Consider the following 15,827-nt stretch of genomic DNA (forward strand, 5'->3'; position numbering starts at 1 on the left):
ACGACTACACGGCGATCTGGGGGCTCAAGGCGCGCGCGCTCCACCGGTCGGGCTCCCTCGCGTCGCTCTTTCGCGTGGATCCGCCGGCGCGTTCTCCCATCCCGAGTACCCGCCGCTCTGGCCGCTGCTCCTCACGGTGGCGACCCGGGCGCGCCTTCCGTACGACGACCTCGTCGCGACGCCGCTGTGGCCGCTGCTCGCGCTCGCCGCGTCGCTCCTCGCGGTGCGCGCGGCGTTGAAGTGGAACGTCGCGCTGCCGTTCGCGCTGCTCGCGGGCGCCGCCGTGTCGCTCCTCCCGTACTGGCGGACGTATCCGGGCTACGCCGAGGGGCTCCTCCTCGTCTTCATCCTCGCGGCGGCGGGCGAGGCCGGGCGCGCCGGAGAGGACGCGGGCGCCACCTTGCGCCTCTCGATCTTCCTCACGCTCGCGGCGTGGACGAAGCCGGAGGGCCTCGTCGCGGCTCTCGCCGCCGCCGCCGTCCTCGCCCTCGCGCGCCGCTTTCGCGCGGCGCTCCTCGTCGGCTTCTCCTCTCTCCTCTTCGCCGCGCTTCCGTGGGCGCTCGTCGTCCGGCATCTCGCGCCGCGGCCGCTGCCGACGGCGTTCGCGCTCCCGGCGTTCTCGTTCGAGAAGGCCGCCGCGGCTCTCGCCGCGCTCGCCGCGGAAGCGGCGCCTGCCGCGGGTCTCGCTCTCGCGGCGGCTGGACTTCTCGCGCTGGCGCCCCGAACGCTCCGGCGGCGGCGGACGGTTCTCGCGTGGGCCGCGCTCTACTCCGCGGTTCTCCTCGGCTCGTTCGCGTTCAGCCGTTTCGACCCCGCGTGGCACGTGCGGTGGTCGTGGGACCGCATCCTCGTCGTGCCGCTCGCCGTGCTCATCCCGGTGCTGGCCGAGGCTCTCGCGGAATGCGCGACGGGTCGAAACGAAGAGCCGCTTCCCGGGGCGACTCCGCCGGCTCCTGCCCCAGCGCGCTGAGCGCGAAGGCGAAGGCGGCGCGGACGCGCGCCTCGTCGAGTGTCTCGAGCGCGAGCGCGCCGTCTCTTTTGCCGAGCTTCTTCCCGTCCGGCCCGACGACGAGCGGCAGGTGCGCGTACGAGGGCGTCGGGAGACCGAGCGCGCGCTGGAGTGCGATCTGCCGTGCCGTGGAGTCGAGAAGGTCCGCGCCGCGCACGACCTCGGTGACGCCCTGCGCCGCGTCGTCCACGACGACGGCGAGCTGGTACGCGTACGGCCCGTCCGCGCGCTTCACGACGAAATCGCCGACGGCGACGGAGACATCTTCGGAAAGAGGACCGAAGAGAAGATCTTTGAAGGTGAAGAGGCCAGGGGGCACGCGGAAGCGGAAGGCGCGGGCGGCCCTTCCGGGCGGCAGCCCTGAGCGGCACGTGCCGGGGTAGATCAATGCTGCGCCGTCGGCCGCATCGCCCGCCTCGCCGCGCACCGGCGCCGAGGCGGAGCGGAGAAGATCGGTGCGCGAGCACGCGCAGCCGTAGATTTCTCTCCTTCTAAGAAGATCTTCAAAGGCCCTGTCATAAAGCGCGATCCGCGAGGATTGAGCGACGACGTCCCCATCCCACGTCAGGCCGAAGCGCTCGAGCGTCCGGAGGATGTCGTCCGCCGCGCCGGGGACGACGCGCGGCGTGTCGAGGTCTTCCATGCGCACGAGCCAGCGCCCGCCCCTTGCGCGCGCGAAGAGCCACGACCCGAGCGCCGCGACGAGGCTGCCGAGGTGCAGCGGCCCCGTGGGGGAGGGCGCGAAGCGCCCGGTGTGGGAGGAGGCCGGAACGTCCGTCACCGGAAGAGGTTAACCCGCTGAATCCCGGTGGCTTGACGCAGAGAGGCGCGAACCGTACGATGCGCGGCCTTCGCGCGGTCCCTCCGTGTGAAGGTCCCCGGCTCTTTCACATTCCGCAGTAGCTCAATGGTAGAGCACCCGGCTGTTAACCGGGATGTTGTAAGTTCGAGTCTTACCTGCGGAGCCACTCTTTTCCCCCGCGAACTTCAATGAGGTTCGCGGTTGACCCGAACCCCGTGACGACCTCGCGGGGTTCTTCGCTTCTGGACGTCGTCAGCTCAGCGGCTGAAGCGCTGCTGCAGCTCGGCGTACGGGATGGCGCCCTGGGCGAAGCCGAAGGTGCCGTGGTCGGCCATCTCCCGGGCGGCCTTTTCGATCAGTGCGAGGACGGCGCGAGTGAGGGTGCCGCCAACGCTGATCCTGGCGACGCCCAGCGAGCGCAGGGTGGCGGCGTCCAGCACCGGCTCGACCAGCCCGGCGACGACGTTTACCGGCGCGCCGATCGCGGCGGTCAGTCTGCCGATCTCCTCGGCAGCGCTGACGCCGGGAACGAAGATGCAGTCGGCTCCGGCAGCCAGATATCTCTCGGCCCGGCGCACCGTCTCGGCGAAGGCGTCCGGGCGCCTGATCATGTAGGCGTCGGTGCGTGCGTTCAGCACGAACGAACCTGCCGGTGCGGCGGACCGCGCCGCCTCGAGACGTTCGCAGGCAGCCTCGACCGGGAGCAGTTCTCCAGGCCGAGTCACGTCCTCGAGGTTGCCTCCGACCACCCCGAGCTCGACCGCAGCGGCGACCGTTGCGGCAACGTGGTCGGCGGTCGCGCCGTAACCGGACTCCAGGTCGGCGCTCACCGGGCACGCGACGGCCGACACGATCCGCGCGATGCAGTCGAGCATCTCCGGCCCCTCCATGGTGCCGTCGGCGGCGCCACGGCTGAAGGCGATCCCGGCGCTGGTGGTGGCGATCGCGGCGAACCCGGCCTGTTCCAGGATCCGTGCCGAGCCACCGTCCCAGGCATTTGGCAGGATGAAGCCGGCGCCGCGTCGATGCATCGCCAGGAACGCCGCCGCACGGTTCGGGGTCGCGGATACGGTCATGCGCCCGATTCTACGGTTGGGGAACAAGTTCAGATGAAGGCCGTATCTCCCTGCATGGTGAAACGCCTGTTCGGTCCCCGGACTCTCGTCGCAGCCGTCGCGGTTCTTTCGCTCGCGGCGAGTGCCGCGGAGCCGTCTCCCGATGCGCACGATCTGGCGGGCATCCCGGACCGCGAGGCCCGAAACGGTTCGTTCTCTGGAGTCGTTCTCGTGGAGAGGGACGGACGGGTCCTGCTTCGCCGGGGATGGGGGCTCGCCAACGCTGAGCACGAGATTCCGAACGACCCCGAGGGCATATTCCTGATTGGGTCGCTCACGAAACAGTTCACGGCCGCCGGCATTCTTCTTCTTGTGCAGGAGGGAACACTCTCGCTCGACGACCGCGCGTGCCGCTTCCTGGAGGCGTGTCCGGACGCCTGGCGCGTCATCACGATTCGACATCTTCTTCAGTGCACATCGGGAATCGTCGATCTCGTGCGTCTGGCGGACTTTCCCGCGAGCATCACGCTTCCGACGACGCTCGAGAAGACCTATGGCCGGCTCGCGCGGGAGCCGCTCTCCTCACGACCGGGGGAAACCTACTCCTACAGCAACTCCGGATTCCTCATCGCGGCCCTGATCATCGAACGCGTCTCCGGAAGGCCCTACGACGCGTTCATGGCTTCCCGGCTCTTCGAGCCTCTTGGGATGACGCACTCCGGCTACGCGTTTCACGAGCGGATACTCTCGCGGCGCGCGGCGGGCTACGCCAGGCGCGACGGTCGCCTCGAACACGCCTCGTACATCGACATGAGTATCCCGGCCGGAGCGGGATCAGACTATTCCACCCTGAACGATCTCCTGCTCTGGCACCGAGCGCTTCGGGCGGGCCCCGTCCTCGACGCGGCCTCTCGCCGGGTCATGTTCGAACCGGGCCCGGGAGGATATGCGCTCGGCTGGGACGTCAGCACCCGGGACGGAAAGAGGATCGCCGAGCACATCGGGGACATCAACGGCTACGGGTCGTACATCCTCCGCGGAATAGACGACGACTTTCTCGTCGTCGTCCTCGCCAACCTCGAGCGGGCGCCCGTGAAGAAGATCGCGACGGATCTGAGGGACGCGCTGCTCGGGACGGGAAGCGCCGGCGGGAAACGCTGATCGCCGGGACGCACCGGCGAGCGTTCGAATCCGCTCGAGGCACCGCGTGCTGTGGCGCGCTCAGCCAGCCAAAATTGGGCCTCTATTCGAGATGGGGGACGGATTCCGACACCATCTTCACAATCGCCGAGAGCATGCAAAAAAGGTAATTCTGCTTGCATTGAATCGCGCACGAGGCGAAGGGATCGGGGTCGGGCGGGCACTTCGTGCAACACTGGGCGCATTCTATTGGGTCACAGTGCGGAAGCGACGGGCTGTAGCAAGAAACGCAGGACATAGCGGAGATCGGCTCGAACCCCGTCGCGAACCCCGTCATGGCTCTCATGTCCAGAGATTCCGAGATGGCCCTCTTGGTGTCCAACACCCTCTGCTTCACCAAACCGTTGTAGGAAGCCGGTGTCACGCACTCCTTGCGCCATCGCGTCCAGTCTGCCTGAAACCGCTGGGTCGACGCGCTCAACTGCTCGACACTCGCTTGAAACGCACTGAAGCGCGCCTTGCGTGCGGACATGTCCCTCTCGCCCGCGCGCTGTGCCGAGGTGCGTTCGCTCGCCAATTGCCTCGCGGCGTTCGCGATCAACGAAGCCTGTGTGTTCAGGGCAACGATGGACTGATAGCAGGGCTGTGCTGCCTGAGCCGGGGTCGGCTGGCTCGGGCTCGCCGGGTCGGGCGGCGTGGATTCAAGAGCGGGAGATGCGCAGAGAACGGCGAAGGCCGCTGTGGCGACGAGAATGCTCCGCATCCCTTCTCCCCTCCGGAACTCCCTGACCATAGGAATAGGGAGCCTGGCTCTCGGTGTCAATGGTGCGTCCGGGTCTCCCCGGATGACTACGGCGAATCCTTAACGATCCTCAGGATTTGAGCCCCGTATTTCTCGAGGCGAAGCGGGCCGATTCCGCCTATCTCGAGCAGTTCCGTGTCGTCGTGCGGTCTCTTCGCAGCGATGTCGAGCAGCGTGCGGTCGCTCAGGATGCGGAAGGCCGGCGCAGCGCCTTCTTCCGGCGCTTTCGCTTGCTGACGGAAACGGGCGCCACGGGGATGCTCGCCTCGATCACCGCTTCGGGCCGGCGTCCCGTCCCGGTCAGGTACGCGCGGCGGAAGCGGATCGTCTGGCCGTCTTTCTCGAACTGGTCGTCCTCGATCGTGACCAGGCCTCCGCGCGCCAGAGCGCCGAGGAGATCCTCGAAGAGCCGTCGGTCCATGGCGGGGAACTGCTCCACCACCCCGCGGTGGAGCTGCCCGGTGGTCTGCCCGTCCCGGCTGCGGAGCAGCTCGAGCGCGCGCCTCAGCGCCGCTTCCTCCATTGCAGTCGGCGCGCGCAGCGTCGTGGCGACGCTGCCCGAGGGCGCGCACGAATCGCAGATGCCGCATGGCGCGCCCGAGTCCTCCTGGTCGCCGAAGTGCCTCACGAGCTGGAGCATCCGGCACGCCGAGCCCTCCGCGAAGCGGCGCATGAGGTCGATCTGCATCTTTCGATGCTCGCGCTGCTCCTCGTCGTCCTTGTCGAGAACACGCGTCTCGGGATAGTCGCGCGCGAGGAAGAACTCGTGCGTCCGCGTGTCGCCGTACGAGTGGAGGAGGATCGCCCGCGACGCGAGGCCGTCCCGTCCGGCGCGCCCGATCTCCTGGTAGTACCCCTCGACGCTCGCGGGAAGGCCGGTGTGGACGACGGTCCTCACGTTCGCCTTGTCGATCCCCATCCCGAACGCGATCGTCGCGACGATGACCTCGGCGCGCCCTTCCAGGAAGCGCCGTTGCACGTCGTCCCGCTGTGACGCCGTCATTCCCGCGTGGTACGCGACTGCCTTCAGCTTGCTCTCGAGCTCCTCGGCAAGCGACTCCGCCTCGCGGCGGGTGGGCGTGTAGACGATGGCGGGGCGGTGCGCCGGGTCGGCGAGCACGTCACGCACCAGCTCGGCGCGCCGGCTCGGGGGCGCCTCGACCACTTCGACCGCGATGTTCGTGCGGCGGAAGCCGTGGATGAAGCGGCCGGCTTGCGTCATTCCCAGCTGCCGGACGATGTCGTCCTGCACGCGGGGCGTGGCGGTGGCCGTGAGGGCGATGACCGGCGCGGGGCGCAGCAGAGGGAGTCGTCCGCCCAGCAGCCGGTAGTCGGGTCTGAAATCGTGCCCCCAGTGGGAGATGCAATGCGCCTCGTCCACCGCCACGAGCGCAGGCGTGCGCCGGGCGAGCATCTCCGGGAAGCCGGGCACCGAGAGCCGCTCGGGCGCGATGAAGAGGAAGTCGAGCTTGCCGTCGAGGTAATAGCGGCAGACCTGGCGCGAGACGACGCGGTCGATGCCGGAATGGATCCGCTCTGCGGCGAGAGAGAGCGCGCGGAGCCTCGTGACCTGGTCCTCCATCAAGGCGATCAGGGGCGAGATGACGAGCGTGGTGCCGGAGCGGGCCAGCCCGGGGAGCTGATAGCAGAGCGACTTGCCCGCTCCCGTAGGCATCACGAGAAGTGCGTCCCGCCCCTCCGTCACGGTCCGGCAGACGGCCTCTTGGAAGGGACGGAATGCGTCGTGCCCGAAGACGCGCTTCAGGAGCGGGCCGAGCTGGTCTTCGTGATCGTTCATCTGGTGGGACCTGATTCCGCCTTTCGATCTCCAGCGCCCGGTAGTCCCGGATGTTGCACCCTACAATCCGTCGTCGATGAGCCGAATCGTTACGTTTTCCCGGCTGGGACGGCTGGGCCGCCTGGGAAACAGCGCTTTTCAGGTCGCATCCACGATCGGAATCGCTCGGCGGAACGGCCTCGAGTACGCCTTTCCGCTCTGGCGCAATTTCGACGGCCTCACGGTCGAGAAGGACATCGATATCGACGTATACAAGCATCTCGTTCATCAGCTGCCCCGCTACGAGGGGCCGCCGCTACCCGAGAGATCCGTCGGCTGGGGTTACCACGACGTGGTCTTGTCGGAAGGTGCGAGCCTCCATGGATACCTGCAATCGAGCCGCTATTTCGAGCACTGTCTCGACGAGGTGAGGCATTTCCTGCGCATGAAGGACGAGCCTCCCCTGAATGGCTTCGTCGCGTTGCACGTCCGGAGAGGTGACTACGCGGTTGAAAACGGCTATCACCCGCGGCTGCCGATGGACTACTACGCGAAGGCGCTCGCGCGACTGGGTCGCGACGAGAGGGTTCTCGTCTTCAGCGACGACGTTTCTGAAGCCAGAAGAATGTTCGGTGACGGCTTCGAGTACGCCGAAGGCAGAAGCTACCTGGAGGATTTTCGGATGATGAAGCGCTGCAAACACTTCATCATCGGTAACAGCTCGTATTCGGCGATGGCCGCGATTCTGGGCGAGCACCCGGACAAACAGGTCGTCGCGCCGCGGCCGTGGTTCGGCCCGGTGGCGGGAATCACCGGAGAGGACATCTATGACGAATCCTGGCACGTCATCGACTGGGAGCCGAAGGGCCCGCTTTCTCGGCCGGCCCCGGCTTCAACGCCGGGTCAAGGCTGACAAGGACACCCTGCCCATCGACCGGTAGGCGTTCACCGGCGCCGCCTCGCGGGGCCTCCCTCGTCGGCCGCGTCGGCCGCGGTCCAGTCGCGGACGGTGCCGTCCGGAAGGACGAGGCCGTGCGGCCCCGGCTCTTCGCGCAGGCGGGCGGACTGAAGCCGGCTGCGGTCGAAGCTGTGCCACGGGATGAATCGAACGCGCTCGTCGCTCAGGAACTGGAGGTTGTAGGCGACCCAGTAGTCCGCGTGGCAGACGGCGTAACCGCGGGCTTCGATCTCCCGAAGCAGCGGCCGCGGATCGGGAGCGGCGAGGATCTCGCGGACCGTTCCCGCGGCGTTTCGCGCGACGAGGGCGAAGCCCGCGAGCGCGAGGCCCCATGCCAGAAGTCCGGCGAGGAGGCGCGGAAGCCTCGGCCGAACGAGAGCGACTGCTTCGAGAGCCGCGGCTCCGACGAGCGCGAGCGCCGCCGGCAGGACGGGGGCGAGGTAACGGAGCTGGACGGGAATGCGTCCCGTAAGCGTGAAGAAATAGGCGCCTGCCGCGACGATGGCCGCAACGAGCTCGATCCCGCCGTGGCGCGAGGGCGCGAGGAGCAGGAGCGAGAGGAGCATCCGGCGATGGCGGAAGAGGACGAAGGCGACGCCGAGGAGAGCGATTCCGAAGACGGCCGCCCCGGCGACGCCGCTCTCGAGCCCGAAGAGCCGGCGCAGGTCCGTCGTGAGGAACGTCCCGAGCCGCGGGAGCCAGCCGGCCTCCGGGAAGTACGGGGTCACGAACATGTAGTGCCGCGGGTACCAGCCCAGGAGGCCGCCCGGCCAGGCGGGGAAGTAGCCGATCGCGAAGCCGGCAGCGAAGGGAAGCGCACCTCGGACGTCGGCACCGAGAGTGCCCGGGGAATCACCCCGGATCCGCTCCAGGAATCCGGCATACGTCCGGGAACGAAGGAGAAGAACCAGGGAGCACGGCACGAGGACGAGCGCGATCGTCTGGTTGACCCACCAGCCCGCGCCCGCGACGGCGCCGAAGGCGAACCGTCCTGCGGGACGATCGAGAAACGCGGGCGAGCGGGTCAGCGAGTCGGCGGTCAGGAAGAAGAGGACCGACCCGAGAGCGAACGCCATCTCCGGTCCCATCGGAACGACCGAGAACTGCACGAGGAACGACGGGCTCACCGCGAGCCACACCCCCGCAAAGACGGCCACGGCATACCCGAAGAGGCGCTCGATCGCGAGGAACGAGACCGCGATTCCGAAGGCCACCTGCACCATGCTCGAAAGGCGGAGGGCGAGCGGGCCCGCTTCGGGCCCCAGGCCGAGCGGATCGAGAAGGGCCCCGCGAAGAAGGGCCGCGAGCGCGGACGTCAGCGGGCCGAGGTAGTTCTGACCCCAGAAGTAGACGTCGAAGCCGGCCCCGTCGCGCATCCGCTTCGCCATCAGGCCGAAGATCGCGCTGTCGCTGTTCCAGCCGAGCCAGATCGCAGGCTCCCGCAGCAAGTCGATCCTGAGAAAGACGAAGAGAGCGACCAGGGCCGAAACCGTCAGCCCGCGTCTGGCCAGAACCAGCATTCCGCCGGAATCCTACGCTCGCGTCCAGAATAGGGGAGATGTCGACGTCCGCCGAAGCCGGCGCTCCGGATCCGGAGGTCTGGTACGAGCGACTGACGCCCCTCGACGCGAAGTATCTCGACTTCGAAGGGCCGACGGCGCCGATGCACGTCGGGTCGGTTTGTGTCTTCGAGGGCACGCCCCTTCAACAGAAGGAGCTCGCGGACCTGATCGCGTCCCGGATGGACCGGATTTCCCGTTACGGCCAGCGACTCGCGTTCGTCCCCTTCAACCTCGGACGACCCGTCTGGGTCGACGATCCCGGGTTCGACGTCTCGTGGCACGTCCGGTCCGTGACGCTTCCGCAGCCGGGGAGCCGACAGCAGTTCCTCGATCTCGTCGGCGAGCTCTTCGCCCGCCCCCTCGACCGCGAGCGACCGCTCTGGGAGATGTGGCTCGTCGAGGGGCTTCCGGACGGTGGGTTCGCCATCGTGACGAAGACACACCACTGTCTGATGGACGGACTCTCGGGCGTGGACGTCACCTTCGCGCTGCTGGACGAGGATGAACAGAGTGCTCCGGTCCCCGCGCCCCGGCCCCGGAAAACTCGTCCGGCCCCGAGCCGGGCCGGGCTTCTGTCTGCTTCTCTTCTCGGCCGCCAGCGGCCACCCGCCCGCCTTGCGAGCGAAGCAGCCGCACCCGGCCCCGGAAGGAGGGGCGCGCTGAGAGAGTTCCTCGGAGGCGTCGGTCCGCTTCTCCGGATGGGAGCCATCGGTCCGGCCCCTTCCTCCTCTCTCACCCGGCTGGTCTCGGCTGGCCGCCGCTGGGAGATGCTGACCCTCGACCTCGGAGAGGTGAAACGGATCCGATCCGCGCTCGGGGGGACGGTGAACGACGTCCTTCTGGCCGTGATGGCGGGAGCGCTCCGCGAGCTTCTGCTCGAACGGGGCGAGAAACCGATCCGGGACCTGCGCGCCGTCATCCCGGTCAGCTTCCGGCGACCGGAAGGGCGCGGTGCGCTAGGCAACCAGATCTCGTTCGTTTTCTGTTCCCTCCCGGTGGCGGAGCCCGACCCGGCGGAGCGGCTCCGGATCGTGTCGCGGCGGACGACGCGCCTCAAGGAGGGGCGGGAGGTCCTCGGCAGCATCACGCTGCACCGGATCGCGGGGTTCGTTCCCCCGCCGCTCGCCTCGCTCGCGGCGCGTCTCGGGCCGTTCCTTCCGTGGTTCAACCTCGCCGTCACGAACATTCCCGGCCCGCAGAACACCCTCTACGCCCTCGGCCGGAAGCTCCTCGCCTGCCATCCCATCGTGCCGATTGCGAGGTTCACGACGGTCTCCGCGGCGATGATGAGCTACGACGGCACGATCGACGTCGGACTCCTCGGCGACGACGAGCATGCGACCGACCTGCCGGTCCTCGCGCGCGCCATCCCGAAGGCGCTCGCCGAGCTGACGGAGCTGGCCCGGACCGCCGTGACAGCCATGGGTCCGGAGTCGCGATGACGGCGCGGTCAGATCCCGTTGTACCAGGCCCACCCATTCTGGATGTTCCCCTTCTTGCCGCCGTCGTCGAACGTGTCCGTCACGACGATGCGCTTCAGGTACTTCATGCTCTTGTAGCCGATCTGCCTCTCCACGCGCAGGCGCACGGGCGCGCCGTGCGGGATCGGGAGGTCACGCCCGTTCATGCCGTAAGCCAGGATGGTCTGCGGATGCAGGGCGTCGAGCAGGTCGATGCTGTCGACCCAGTCGTCGTACGAATGGAAGACGACGAACCGTGCGGCCGGCAGGATGCCCGCCGCTTCGAGCACGAGACCCAGCGGCACGCCCGTCCACTGGCCGATGGCGGTCCAGCCCTCTTCGCACGTATGCCGCGTGATCTGCGTCCGGGACGGGAGCTGTTTCAGCTCCGCGAGCGAGAACGCGCGCGGCCGGGCCACGCTGCCCTCGACCGGGAGCCGCCAGTCGGCGAACGCTCCGCTCTGTAAACGGCGGTACGCCTCACCGATCTCGGATTTCACGGTGACGGCGGGATCGGTCGTGCCCGTGGCGGGGAACGACGTGACGTCGTGGAGGCCGTACTCCTTCGCGAGAGCCTGCCCCGGCAACAGCGCGCGATGCACGCCGTACGTGAAGGTGTCGCCCATGCGCAGCAGGTTGCCGTACGTGGGCGGCAGATCCTTCGGGAAGCGCGCCAGCACGAGTCCGCCGGCGGAACCGAGTCCCGCGAGGATCGCCCCGCGGCGCGTGATGAGACCGCTGGTCTTCACGTCATTCCCCCACCGTCATGGCCCGGATCTGGCGTCGGAATCCGGACTTGACGACCATCGCGACGTGCACGACCGCGAAGAGCAGGAGCGCGGCGAAGGTGAAGAAGTGGATCGTGCGGGCGGACTGGTAGCCGCCGAACACCCGCAGCAGGACGGGGAATGCGGCGGTCACCGCCGGCGACATCGTCAGGCCGGTCGCCACCATCAGCGGACCCGCCACGAAAACCACCCATGAGTAAGCGCATTTCTGCAGCAGGCCGTATTGCGAGCCTTCGCGGGCGGCCGGAACCCGGAGATGCAGGTGATCGACGACGTCCCGCCAGACGAGATGTGGTGCGAGCTCCCTGGCCTTCGGCCAGATGTGCGAGCGGAAGTGACCACCGAGGAGGCCGCCCAGGACGTACAGGGCGCCCGGCAGCACGAGGCACCACGCGGCCAGGAAGTGCAGGCTCCGGCCCCAGCCGTTCTGATTGAAGATGTCGTAGGTGCGGCTGGCGGTGAACGGACCCGTGGCTTCCCGGGAGAACGGCGTGGGCTTGTCCCATCCGCCGTGCTTGTAGTTCCGGCTGATCGGCAGCTCGAGGAGCGCTGGCGTGAGGTCGTTTCCCGCATCCCCCCAGTAGAGCCGCGGGTGGACCATCAGGATCTCGAACCCGCTGATCACGAGCGTCAGCAGGCTCGCGGCCAGAACCCAGTGCGAGATCCGGACCCATCGGGCGTGGCGTGGCACGCCTCACGATAACGGATTCGGCGCCTCGCTCCACCTTGCCCGTCGAGCCGGAGCCTACTTTTTCGGGAGGATCGACTCGAGCTTCGCCGTGAGTTCGGCGGACGTCGGCTCGACGCCCGACGGATAGCGCGCGACGACCACGCCGGAGGGATCCACGAGGAACTTGTTGAAGTTCCAGCCGATGTCTCCCTCGAAACCCTTGACGGTCGTGAGGTAGGCGTACAGGGGGTGCTGCCCCTTCCCCTTGACCGAGATCTTCGAGAAGAGGTCGAACTGCGTCCCGTACTTCGACGAGCAGAACTGCTTGATCTGCGCGTCGGTGCCGGGTTCCTGCGCGCCGAAATCGTTCGCGGGGAAGGCGAGAACCGTGAAGCCCCGGTCGCGATAGCGCTCGTAGAGCTTCTCGAGGCCGGCGTACTGCGGCGTGTAGCCGCACTCGGAGGCCGTGTTGACGATGAGAAGGGCCTTGCCGCGGTAATCGCCCAGGGATTTCGGCTTGCCATCGATCGTATTCATCGTGAATCCGTAGAGCGCGGCGTCGCCCGCGGCGAAGGCGGCGCCCGCGGCGAGCGCGGCGGCGGCGAAGATGGCGAGCTTCATGGAGGGCCTCCCGTCCTCTTTACGCCCGCGACGGCGCGGCAGTTTGCGGGCGCACGGAGTTTCGACTCCGGACGTTCGCCTGAAATCCGGCCTCGAAAGCGGGCCGTAATGGGGGCACGGCGCGAGTTCGCCGCTGAAAAAAGGAGAATCCCATGAAGACCGTCATCAAGTCGTTCATTGCCGCCGGAATCGTCCTGGCGCTTGCCGCCCCCGTTCAGGCCGGCGAGAAGAAGGACATCGTGGACACCGCCGTGGCCGCGGGGTCCTTCACGACGCTCGCCAAGGCGCTCGGCGCCGCGGGGCTCGTCGACACGCTGAAGGGCACGGGCCCGTTCACGGTCTTCGCGCCGACGGACGAGGCGTTCGCGAAGCTCCCGGCGGGCACGCTGGAGAAGCTGCTGGCCGACAAGGCGCAGCTCACCAAGGTCCTGACCTACCACGTCGTCGCCGGGAAGGTCATGGCGGCGGACGTCGTGAAGCTCAAGTCCGCGAAGACGGTCGAGGGCGAGGACGTCAAGATCGCCGTCAAGGACAAGGGCGTGATGGTGAACCAGGCGCACGTCGTCAAGACGGACATCGAGACGTCGAACGGCGTCATTCATGTGATCGACGCGGTGCTTCTCCCGCCCGCGAAGTAGTAACGCGATAGAACGTGCTGTTGAGGGGGGCCGGCGCATCTGCGCCGGCTCTTTTCCTTTGGGTCCTCAGCGGGCGAGGACAGGTGGGCGGCCCGCGGAGAGTCCGCCGTCCACCGGGAGAACGGCGCCGGTGACGTTGGCGGCGTCGTCCGATGCGAGATAGAGAACGGCCGCGGCGACGTCGCGCGCCTCGCTGATCCGCCCGGTCGCGTGCATCGCCGCCGAAGCCTTGAGGCTGGCTTCGTTGTCCGTCAGAAAAGCCGCCATCGGAGTCCGCACGAGCCCGGGGGCGACCACGTTGATCCGGATCCCGTAGCGCGCCGCGTCCATTGCCGCCGCGCGCGCGAGGCCCACGATGCCCGCTTTCGCCGCCGCGATGGCCGCGTGGTTCGGCAGGCCGGTCTGTCCCGCCGCCGAGCCGAAGAGGACGATCGAGCCCGAGCGCGCGGACCGCATCGGCCCGAGCGCCACCCTGGTCCCGAGGAAGGCCGATGTGAGGTTCCGCGAAATCTCGAGCGCGAACTCCGCCTCGCTGGTCAGGAAGACCGACTTCAGCAGGATCGAGCCCACCGCATGGACCCACACGTCCAGCCGCCCGAATCTTTCCTTTGCGACGGCCACGGCGCGGTCGAGGTCGGCCGCGTTCGTCGCGTCCCCGGCCAGCGTCGCGACCCGGGAGGGCGGAGACGCCGTGAGAAGGTCCGCCTCCGCGCTCGCCAGCCTGTCGGCGTTCCGCGCGAAGAGAAGGACCGATCCGCCCTCGCGCACGATCCCGCGGGCCACTTCGATACCGATTCCACCGCTCCCGCCCGCGATCACGGCGACTTTTTCCTCGAATCTCGTCATGAGGTCTTTACGAACGGTCTGCCCCGCTGGACGTTCTCGATCAGATCCATGCTCCCCGGGTCTGGCGTAAAGAGGCAGTGTCCGACGCGCCAGCCTCGCGGGTTCTGATCGTCGGAGCCGGAGTCGCCGGGCTCACGGCGGCCCGCGCGCTCGAAGGTCTCGGGGTTTCCATCGTCGCGATCGACAAGGGGCGCGGCGTCGGCGGCCGGATCGCGACGCGCCGCCTCTCGGACGGCGAGGCCTACGACCACGGCGCGCTGCGCTTCGCCGCCGCCGACGGACCCGTCGGATCTCTCGTCTCCACCTGGGAGGCCGAGGGGATCGTCGCGCGAGTCTCCGGGGAAGGACCCGCTCGCTGGCGCATCGCGGGGCCCACGACACGCCTTCCCAAGAAACTCGCCGAAGGTCTCGACGTCCAGACGGGCGTGCGTGCCGTCGCCCTGCGACGCCGGGGAGGCGGGCTCGAGGTAAACCTCGAGGACGGACGTTCCCTGACGGCGTCGGCGGCGATCGTCACCTGTCCCGTCCCGCAGGCGCTGGCTCTTCTCGACGCGGGCGGACTGACGTCCGAGGCTCCGGAATCGCTCCTGAGCGAGCTTCGGCGGGTGACCTACGAGCCCGGCCTCGTTCTTCTCCTCCGGCTCGACCGACGAGTGGACGGCTTTCCCGGAGACGGTCTCATCAGACTGCAGGGCGGCGGAGCCGTGTCGCGAATTCTCGAGAACGCGGCGCCGGCCGGGACAGGGCCGTCGCGCCTCTCGGTCTATGCGCGCGGAGCGTTCGCGCGGGACGCATTCGACTGGCCGGATGCCGACGTCGTTGATGCGCTCCTCGCCGCCGCGCGCCGCGAGCTTGCGTCGCTGAGCGGGGCGGTGGTCGCCGAGAGCGAGCTGAAAAGATGGCGCTTCGCGCGCGCAGAGTCCCCCGCGGCCGAACTCGCTCCGGCCTTCGCCTCCTCCGGCGCTCCCGTCATCCTGTGCGGGGATGCGTTTGGCCCGCCCGAGGCGCGAAACCCGGAGGGCGGAGCGGACGGGATCGCGCGGGCGGTCCGATCCGGGCTCGCGGCGGCGGCCCGGCTCGGCCGCGAGTTTCGCCGCTAGTCGAGGGTTTTCCTCAGCTTGATGAGGCCCTGCCGGATCCGCGTCTTGATCGTGCCCAGGGGTTGGCCGAGCTGCTGGGCGATCTCGACGTGCGTGAGGCCCTTGAAGAACGCGAGCTCGATCGCCTCGCGCTGGACGGCCGAAAGCGTCTCCATCGAGACGCGCACGGTGTCGCGCGTCTGACGGAACGAGGCGACGAGGTCCGGAGCCGCCGTCTCGTCCATGGGATCGAGGTTCACGGCGGGATCGTCGAAGGAGATCGTCCGGTCCTCGCGGCGGCGCCGCGCGCGGAGGCGGTCGATCGCGCGCGACCGCGCGACCGTGAAGATCCACGCCGCGGGCGCGCCGCGAGAGGGGTCGTAACGGTCCGCCTGCCGCCAGACCTGCCAGAAGACGTCGAGGGCGACGTCCTCGGCCTCCTCGGGCTTCTGGAGGATCTTCCAGACGAGTGAGTAAACGGGCGAGGAGTAGCGCTCGTAGAGGGCGTCGAGAGCGCTGGAATCGCCGCGTTTGATGCGATCGACGAGATCGAGGTCCTGCGTCGGCGCCGCATCGGCCGGCCGCGGCGCTGGGACGGTCCTCTCGCTCATCTGGCGCGG

General features: G+C 68.5%; 16 protein-coding genes and 1 tRNA gene. 7 read left to right on the forward strand and 10 right to left on the reverse strand.

Annotated features, from left to right (window positions below):
* Positions 1–136: 136 nt before the first annotated feature.
* Entirely contained in the window at positions 137–970 is an 834-nt protein-coding gene (locus IPL89_01810; protein MBK9061927.1) for a hypothetical protein, read from the forward strand.
* Here IPL89_01810 and gluQRS read toward each other — a convergent pair.
* Complete coding sequence (gene gluQRS / locus IPL89_01815) at positions 870–1,790, reverse strand: tRNA glutamyl-Q(34) synthetase GluQRS (protein ID MBK9061928.1); 921 nt, start codon at positions 1,788–1,790, stop codon at positions 870–872. The genes IPL89_01810 and gluQRS overlap by 101 nt on opposite strands.
* Before the next feature lie 112 nt (positions 1,791–1,902).
* Here gluQRS and IPL89_01820 point away from each other — a divergent pair.
* Positions 1,903–1,977: transfer RNA gene (locus tag IPL89_01820), tRNA-Asn, on the forward strand.
* A 91-nt stretch (positions 1,978–2,068) separates the two neighbouring features.
* Here IPL89_01820 and IPL89_01825 read toward each other — a convergent pair.
* Positions 2,069–2,887 carry an isocitrate lyase/phosphoenolpyruvate mutase family protein gene (locus IPL89_01825; protein ID MBK9061929.1) on the reverse strand — a complete coding sequence of 273 codons (819 nt, stop codon included), beginning with the start codon at positions 2,885–2,887 and terminating at the stop codon, positions 2,069–2,071.
* Positions 2,888–2,941: 54 nt separating this feature from the next.
* Here IPL89_01825 and IPL89_01830 point away from each other — a divergent pair, with 54 nt between their 5' ends.
* Positions 2,942–4,027 carry a beta-lactamase family protein gene (locus tag IPL89_01830; protein MBK9061930.1) on the forward strand — a complete coding sequence of 362 codons (1,086 nt, stop codon included), beginning with the start codon at positions 2,942–2,944 and terminating at the stop codon, positions 4,025–4,027.
* Positions 4,028–4,855: 828 nt separating this feature from the next.
* Here the strand turns inward: IPL89_01830 and IPL89_01835 are convergent.
* The gene (locus tag IPL89_01835) at positions 4,856–4,999 is read right to left on the reverse strand and encodes an HRDC domain-containing protein (GenBank protein ID MBK9061931.1); all 144 of its coding nucleotides are present in this window, start codon (positions 4,997–4,999) and stop codon (positions 4,856–4,858) included.
* A complete protein-coding gene (locus IPL89_01840) occupies positions 4,993–6,606 on the reverse strand; it encodes an ATP-dependent DNA helicase RecQ (GenBank protein MBK9061932.1) in 1,614 nt (537 codons plus the stop codon). Before IPL89_01840 ends, IPL89_01835 begins: the two co-directional genes overlap by 7 nt.
* A gap of 76 nt (positions 6,607–6,682) precedes the next feature.
* On the opposite strand from IPL89_01840, the gene IPL89_01845 reads away from it, so the two are divergent.
* Positions 6,683–7,498: an alpha-1,2-fucosyltransferase gene (locus IPL89_01845; GenBank protein MBK9061933.1), complete on the forward strand. Its 816-nt coding sequence runs from the start codon at positions 6,683–6,685 to the stop codon at positions 7,496–7,498.
* A 32-nt stretch (positions 7,499–7,530) separates the two neighbouring features.
* Here IPL89_01845 and IPL89_01850 read toward each other — a convergent pair whose 3' ends face one another.
* Positions 7,531–9,063 carry a hypothetical protein gene (locus IPL89_01850; protein MBK9061934.1) on the reverse strand — a complete coding sequence of 511 codons (1,533 nt, stop codon included), beginning with the start codon at positions 9,061–9,063 and terminating at the stop codon, positions 7,531–7,533.
* Positions 9,064–9,101: 38 nt separating this feature from the next.
* On the opposite strand from IPL89_01850, the gene IPL89_01855 reads away from it, so the two are divergent.
* On the forward strand, positions 9,102–10,547 hold the full coding sequence (locus tag IPL89_01855; GenBank protein ID MBK9061935.1) for a wax ester/triacylglycerol synthase family O-acyltransferase: 1,446 nt from the start codon (positions 9,102–9,104) through the stop codon (positions 10,545–10,547).
* Between the two features lie 8 nt (positions 10,548–10,555).
* Here the strand turns inward: IPL89_01855 and IPL89_01860 are convergent, their stop codons facing one another.
* The 3 genes from IPL89_01860 to IPL89_01870 all read right to left on the reverse strand — a co-directional run bounded on the left by IPL89_01860 (position 10,556) and on the right by IPL89_01870 (position 12,644).
* Positions 10,556–11,191 (reverse strand): molybdopterin-dependent oxidoreductase, encoded by a 636-nt coding sequence (locus IPL89_01860; protein ID MBK9061936.1) that lies wholly within the window; start codon positions 11,189–11,191, stop codon positions 10,556–10,558.
* Positions 11,192–11,315: 124 nt separating this feature from the next.
* Positions 11,316–12,044, reverse strand: coding sequence for a cytochrome b/b6 domain-containing protein (locus IPL89_01865; protein ID MBK9061937.1), 729 nt, complete (start codon positions 12,042–12,044; stop codon positions 11,316–11,318).
* 54 nt (positions 12,045–12,098) lie between these two features.
* Entirely contained in the window at positions 12,099–12,644 is a 546-nt protein-coding gene (locus IPL89_01870; GenBank protein MBK9061938.1) for a glutathione peroxidase, read from the reverse strand.
* Between the two features lie 152 nt (positions 12,645–12,796).
* On the opposite strand from IPL89_01870, the gene IPL89_01875 reads away from it, so the two are divergent.
* The gene (locus IPL89_01875) at positions 12,797–13,282 is read left to right on the forward strand and encodes a fasciclin domain-containing protein (GenBank protein MBK9061939.1); all 486 of its coding nucleotides are present in this window, start codon (positions 12,797–12,799) and stop codon (positions 13,280–13,282) included.
* Between the two features lie 66 nt (positions 13,283–13,348).
* On the opposite strand, the gene IPL89_01880 is transcribed toward IPL89_01875, so the two are convergent.
* Positions 13,349–14,128, reverse strand: a complete 780-nt coding sequence (locus IPL89_01880; protein ID MBK9061940.1) for an SDR family oxidoreductase — start codon at positions 14,126–14,128, stop codon at positions 13,349–13,351.
* A 77-nt stretch (positions 14,129–14,205) separates the two neighbouring features.
* Here IPL89_01880 and IPL89_01885 point away from each other — a divergent pair, with 77 nt between their 5' ends.
* Positions 14,206–15,228, forward strand: a complete 1,023-nt coding sequence (locus IPL89_01885) for an FAD-dependent oxidoreductase (protein ID MBK9061941.1) — start codon at positions 14,206–14,208, stop codon at positions 15,226–15,228.
* Here IPL89_01885 and IPL89_01890 read toward each other — a convergent pair.
* A complete protein-coding gene (locus IPL89_01890) occupies positions 15,225–15,818 on the reverse strand; it encodes a sigma-70 family RNA polymerase sigma factor (protein MBK9061942.1) in 594 nt (197 codons plus the stop codon). The two genes, IPL89_01885 and IPL89_01890, sit on opposite strands and share 4 nt — an antisense overlap.
* Between the last annotated feature and the right edge of the window lie 9 nt (positions 15,819–15,827).

Source organism: Acidobacteriota bacterium (genome assembly GCA_016716715.1).
Lineage (GTDB): Bacteria > Acidobacteriota > Thermoanaerobaculia > UBA5066 > UBA5066 > Fen-183.

Bases quoted from the DNA above. Each gene is read 5' to 3' on its own strand.
- IPL89_01875 (MBK9061939.1), top strand. From the start codon at position 12,797: ATGAAGACCGTCATCAAGTCGTTCATTGCCGCCGGAATCGTCCTGGCG.
- IPL89_01880 (MBK9061940.1), bottom strand. From the start codon at position 14,128: ATGACGAGATTCGAGGAAAAAGTCGCCGTGATCGCGGGCGGGAGCGGT.
- IPL89_01850 (MBK9061934.1), bottom strand. From the start codon at position 9,063: ATGCTGGTTCTGGCCAGACGCGGGCTGACGGTTTCGGCCCTGGTCGCT.
- IPL89_01825 (MBK9061929.1), bottom strand. From the start codon at position 2,887: ATGACCGTATCCGCGACCCCGAACCGTGCGGCGGCGTTCCTGGCGATG.
- IPL89_01870 (MBK9061938.1), bottom strand. From the start codon at position 12,644: ATGAAGCTCGCCATCTTCGCCGCCGCCGCGCTCGCCGCGGGCGCCGCC.
- IPL89_01845 (MBK9061933.1), top strand. From the start codon at position 6,683: ATGAGCCGAATCGTTACGTTTTCCCGGCTGGGACGGCTGGGCCGCCTG.
- IPL89_01840 (MBK9061932.1), bottom strand. From the start codon at position 6,606: ATGAACGATCACGAAGACCAGCTCGGCCCGCTCCTGAAGCGCGTCTTC.
- IPL89_01855 (MBK9061935.1), top strand. From the start codon at position 9,102: ATGTCGACGTCCGCCGAAGCCGGCGCTCCGGATCCGGAGGTCTGGTAC.
- IPL89_01830 (MBK9061930.1), top strand. From the start codon at position 2,942: ATGGTGAAACGCCTGTTCGGTCCCCGGACTCTCGTCGCAGCCGTCGCG.
- IPL89_01890 (MBK9061942.1), bottom strand. From the start codon at position 15,818: ATGAGCGAGAGGACCGTCCCAGCGCCGCGGCCGGCCGATGCGGCGCCG.
- IPL89_01860 (MBK9061936.1), bottom strand. From the start codon at position 11,191: ATGGGCGACACCTTCACGTACGGCGTGCATCGCGCGCTGTTGCCGGGG.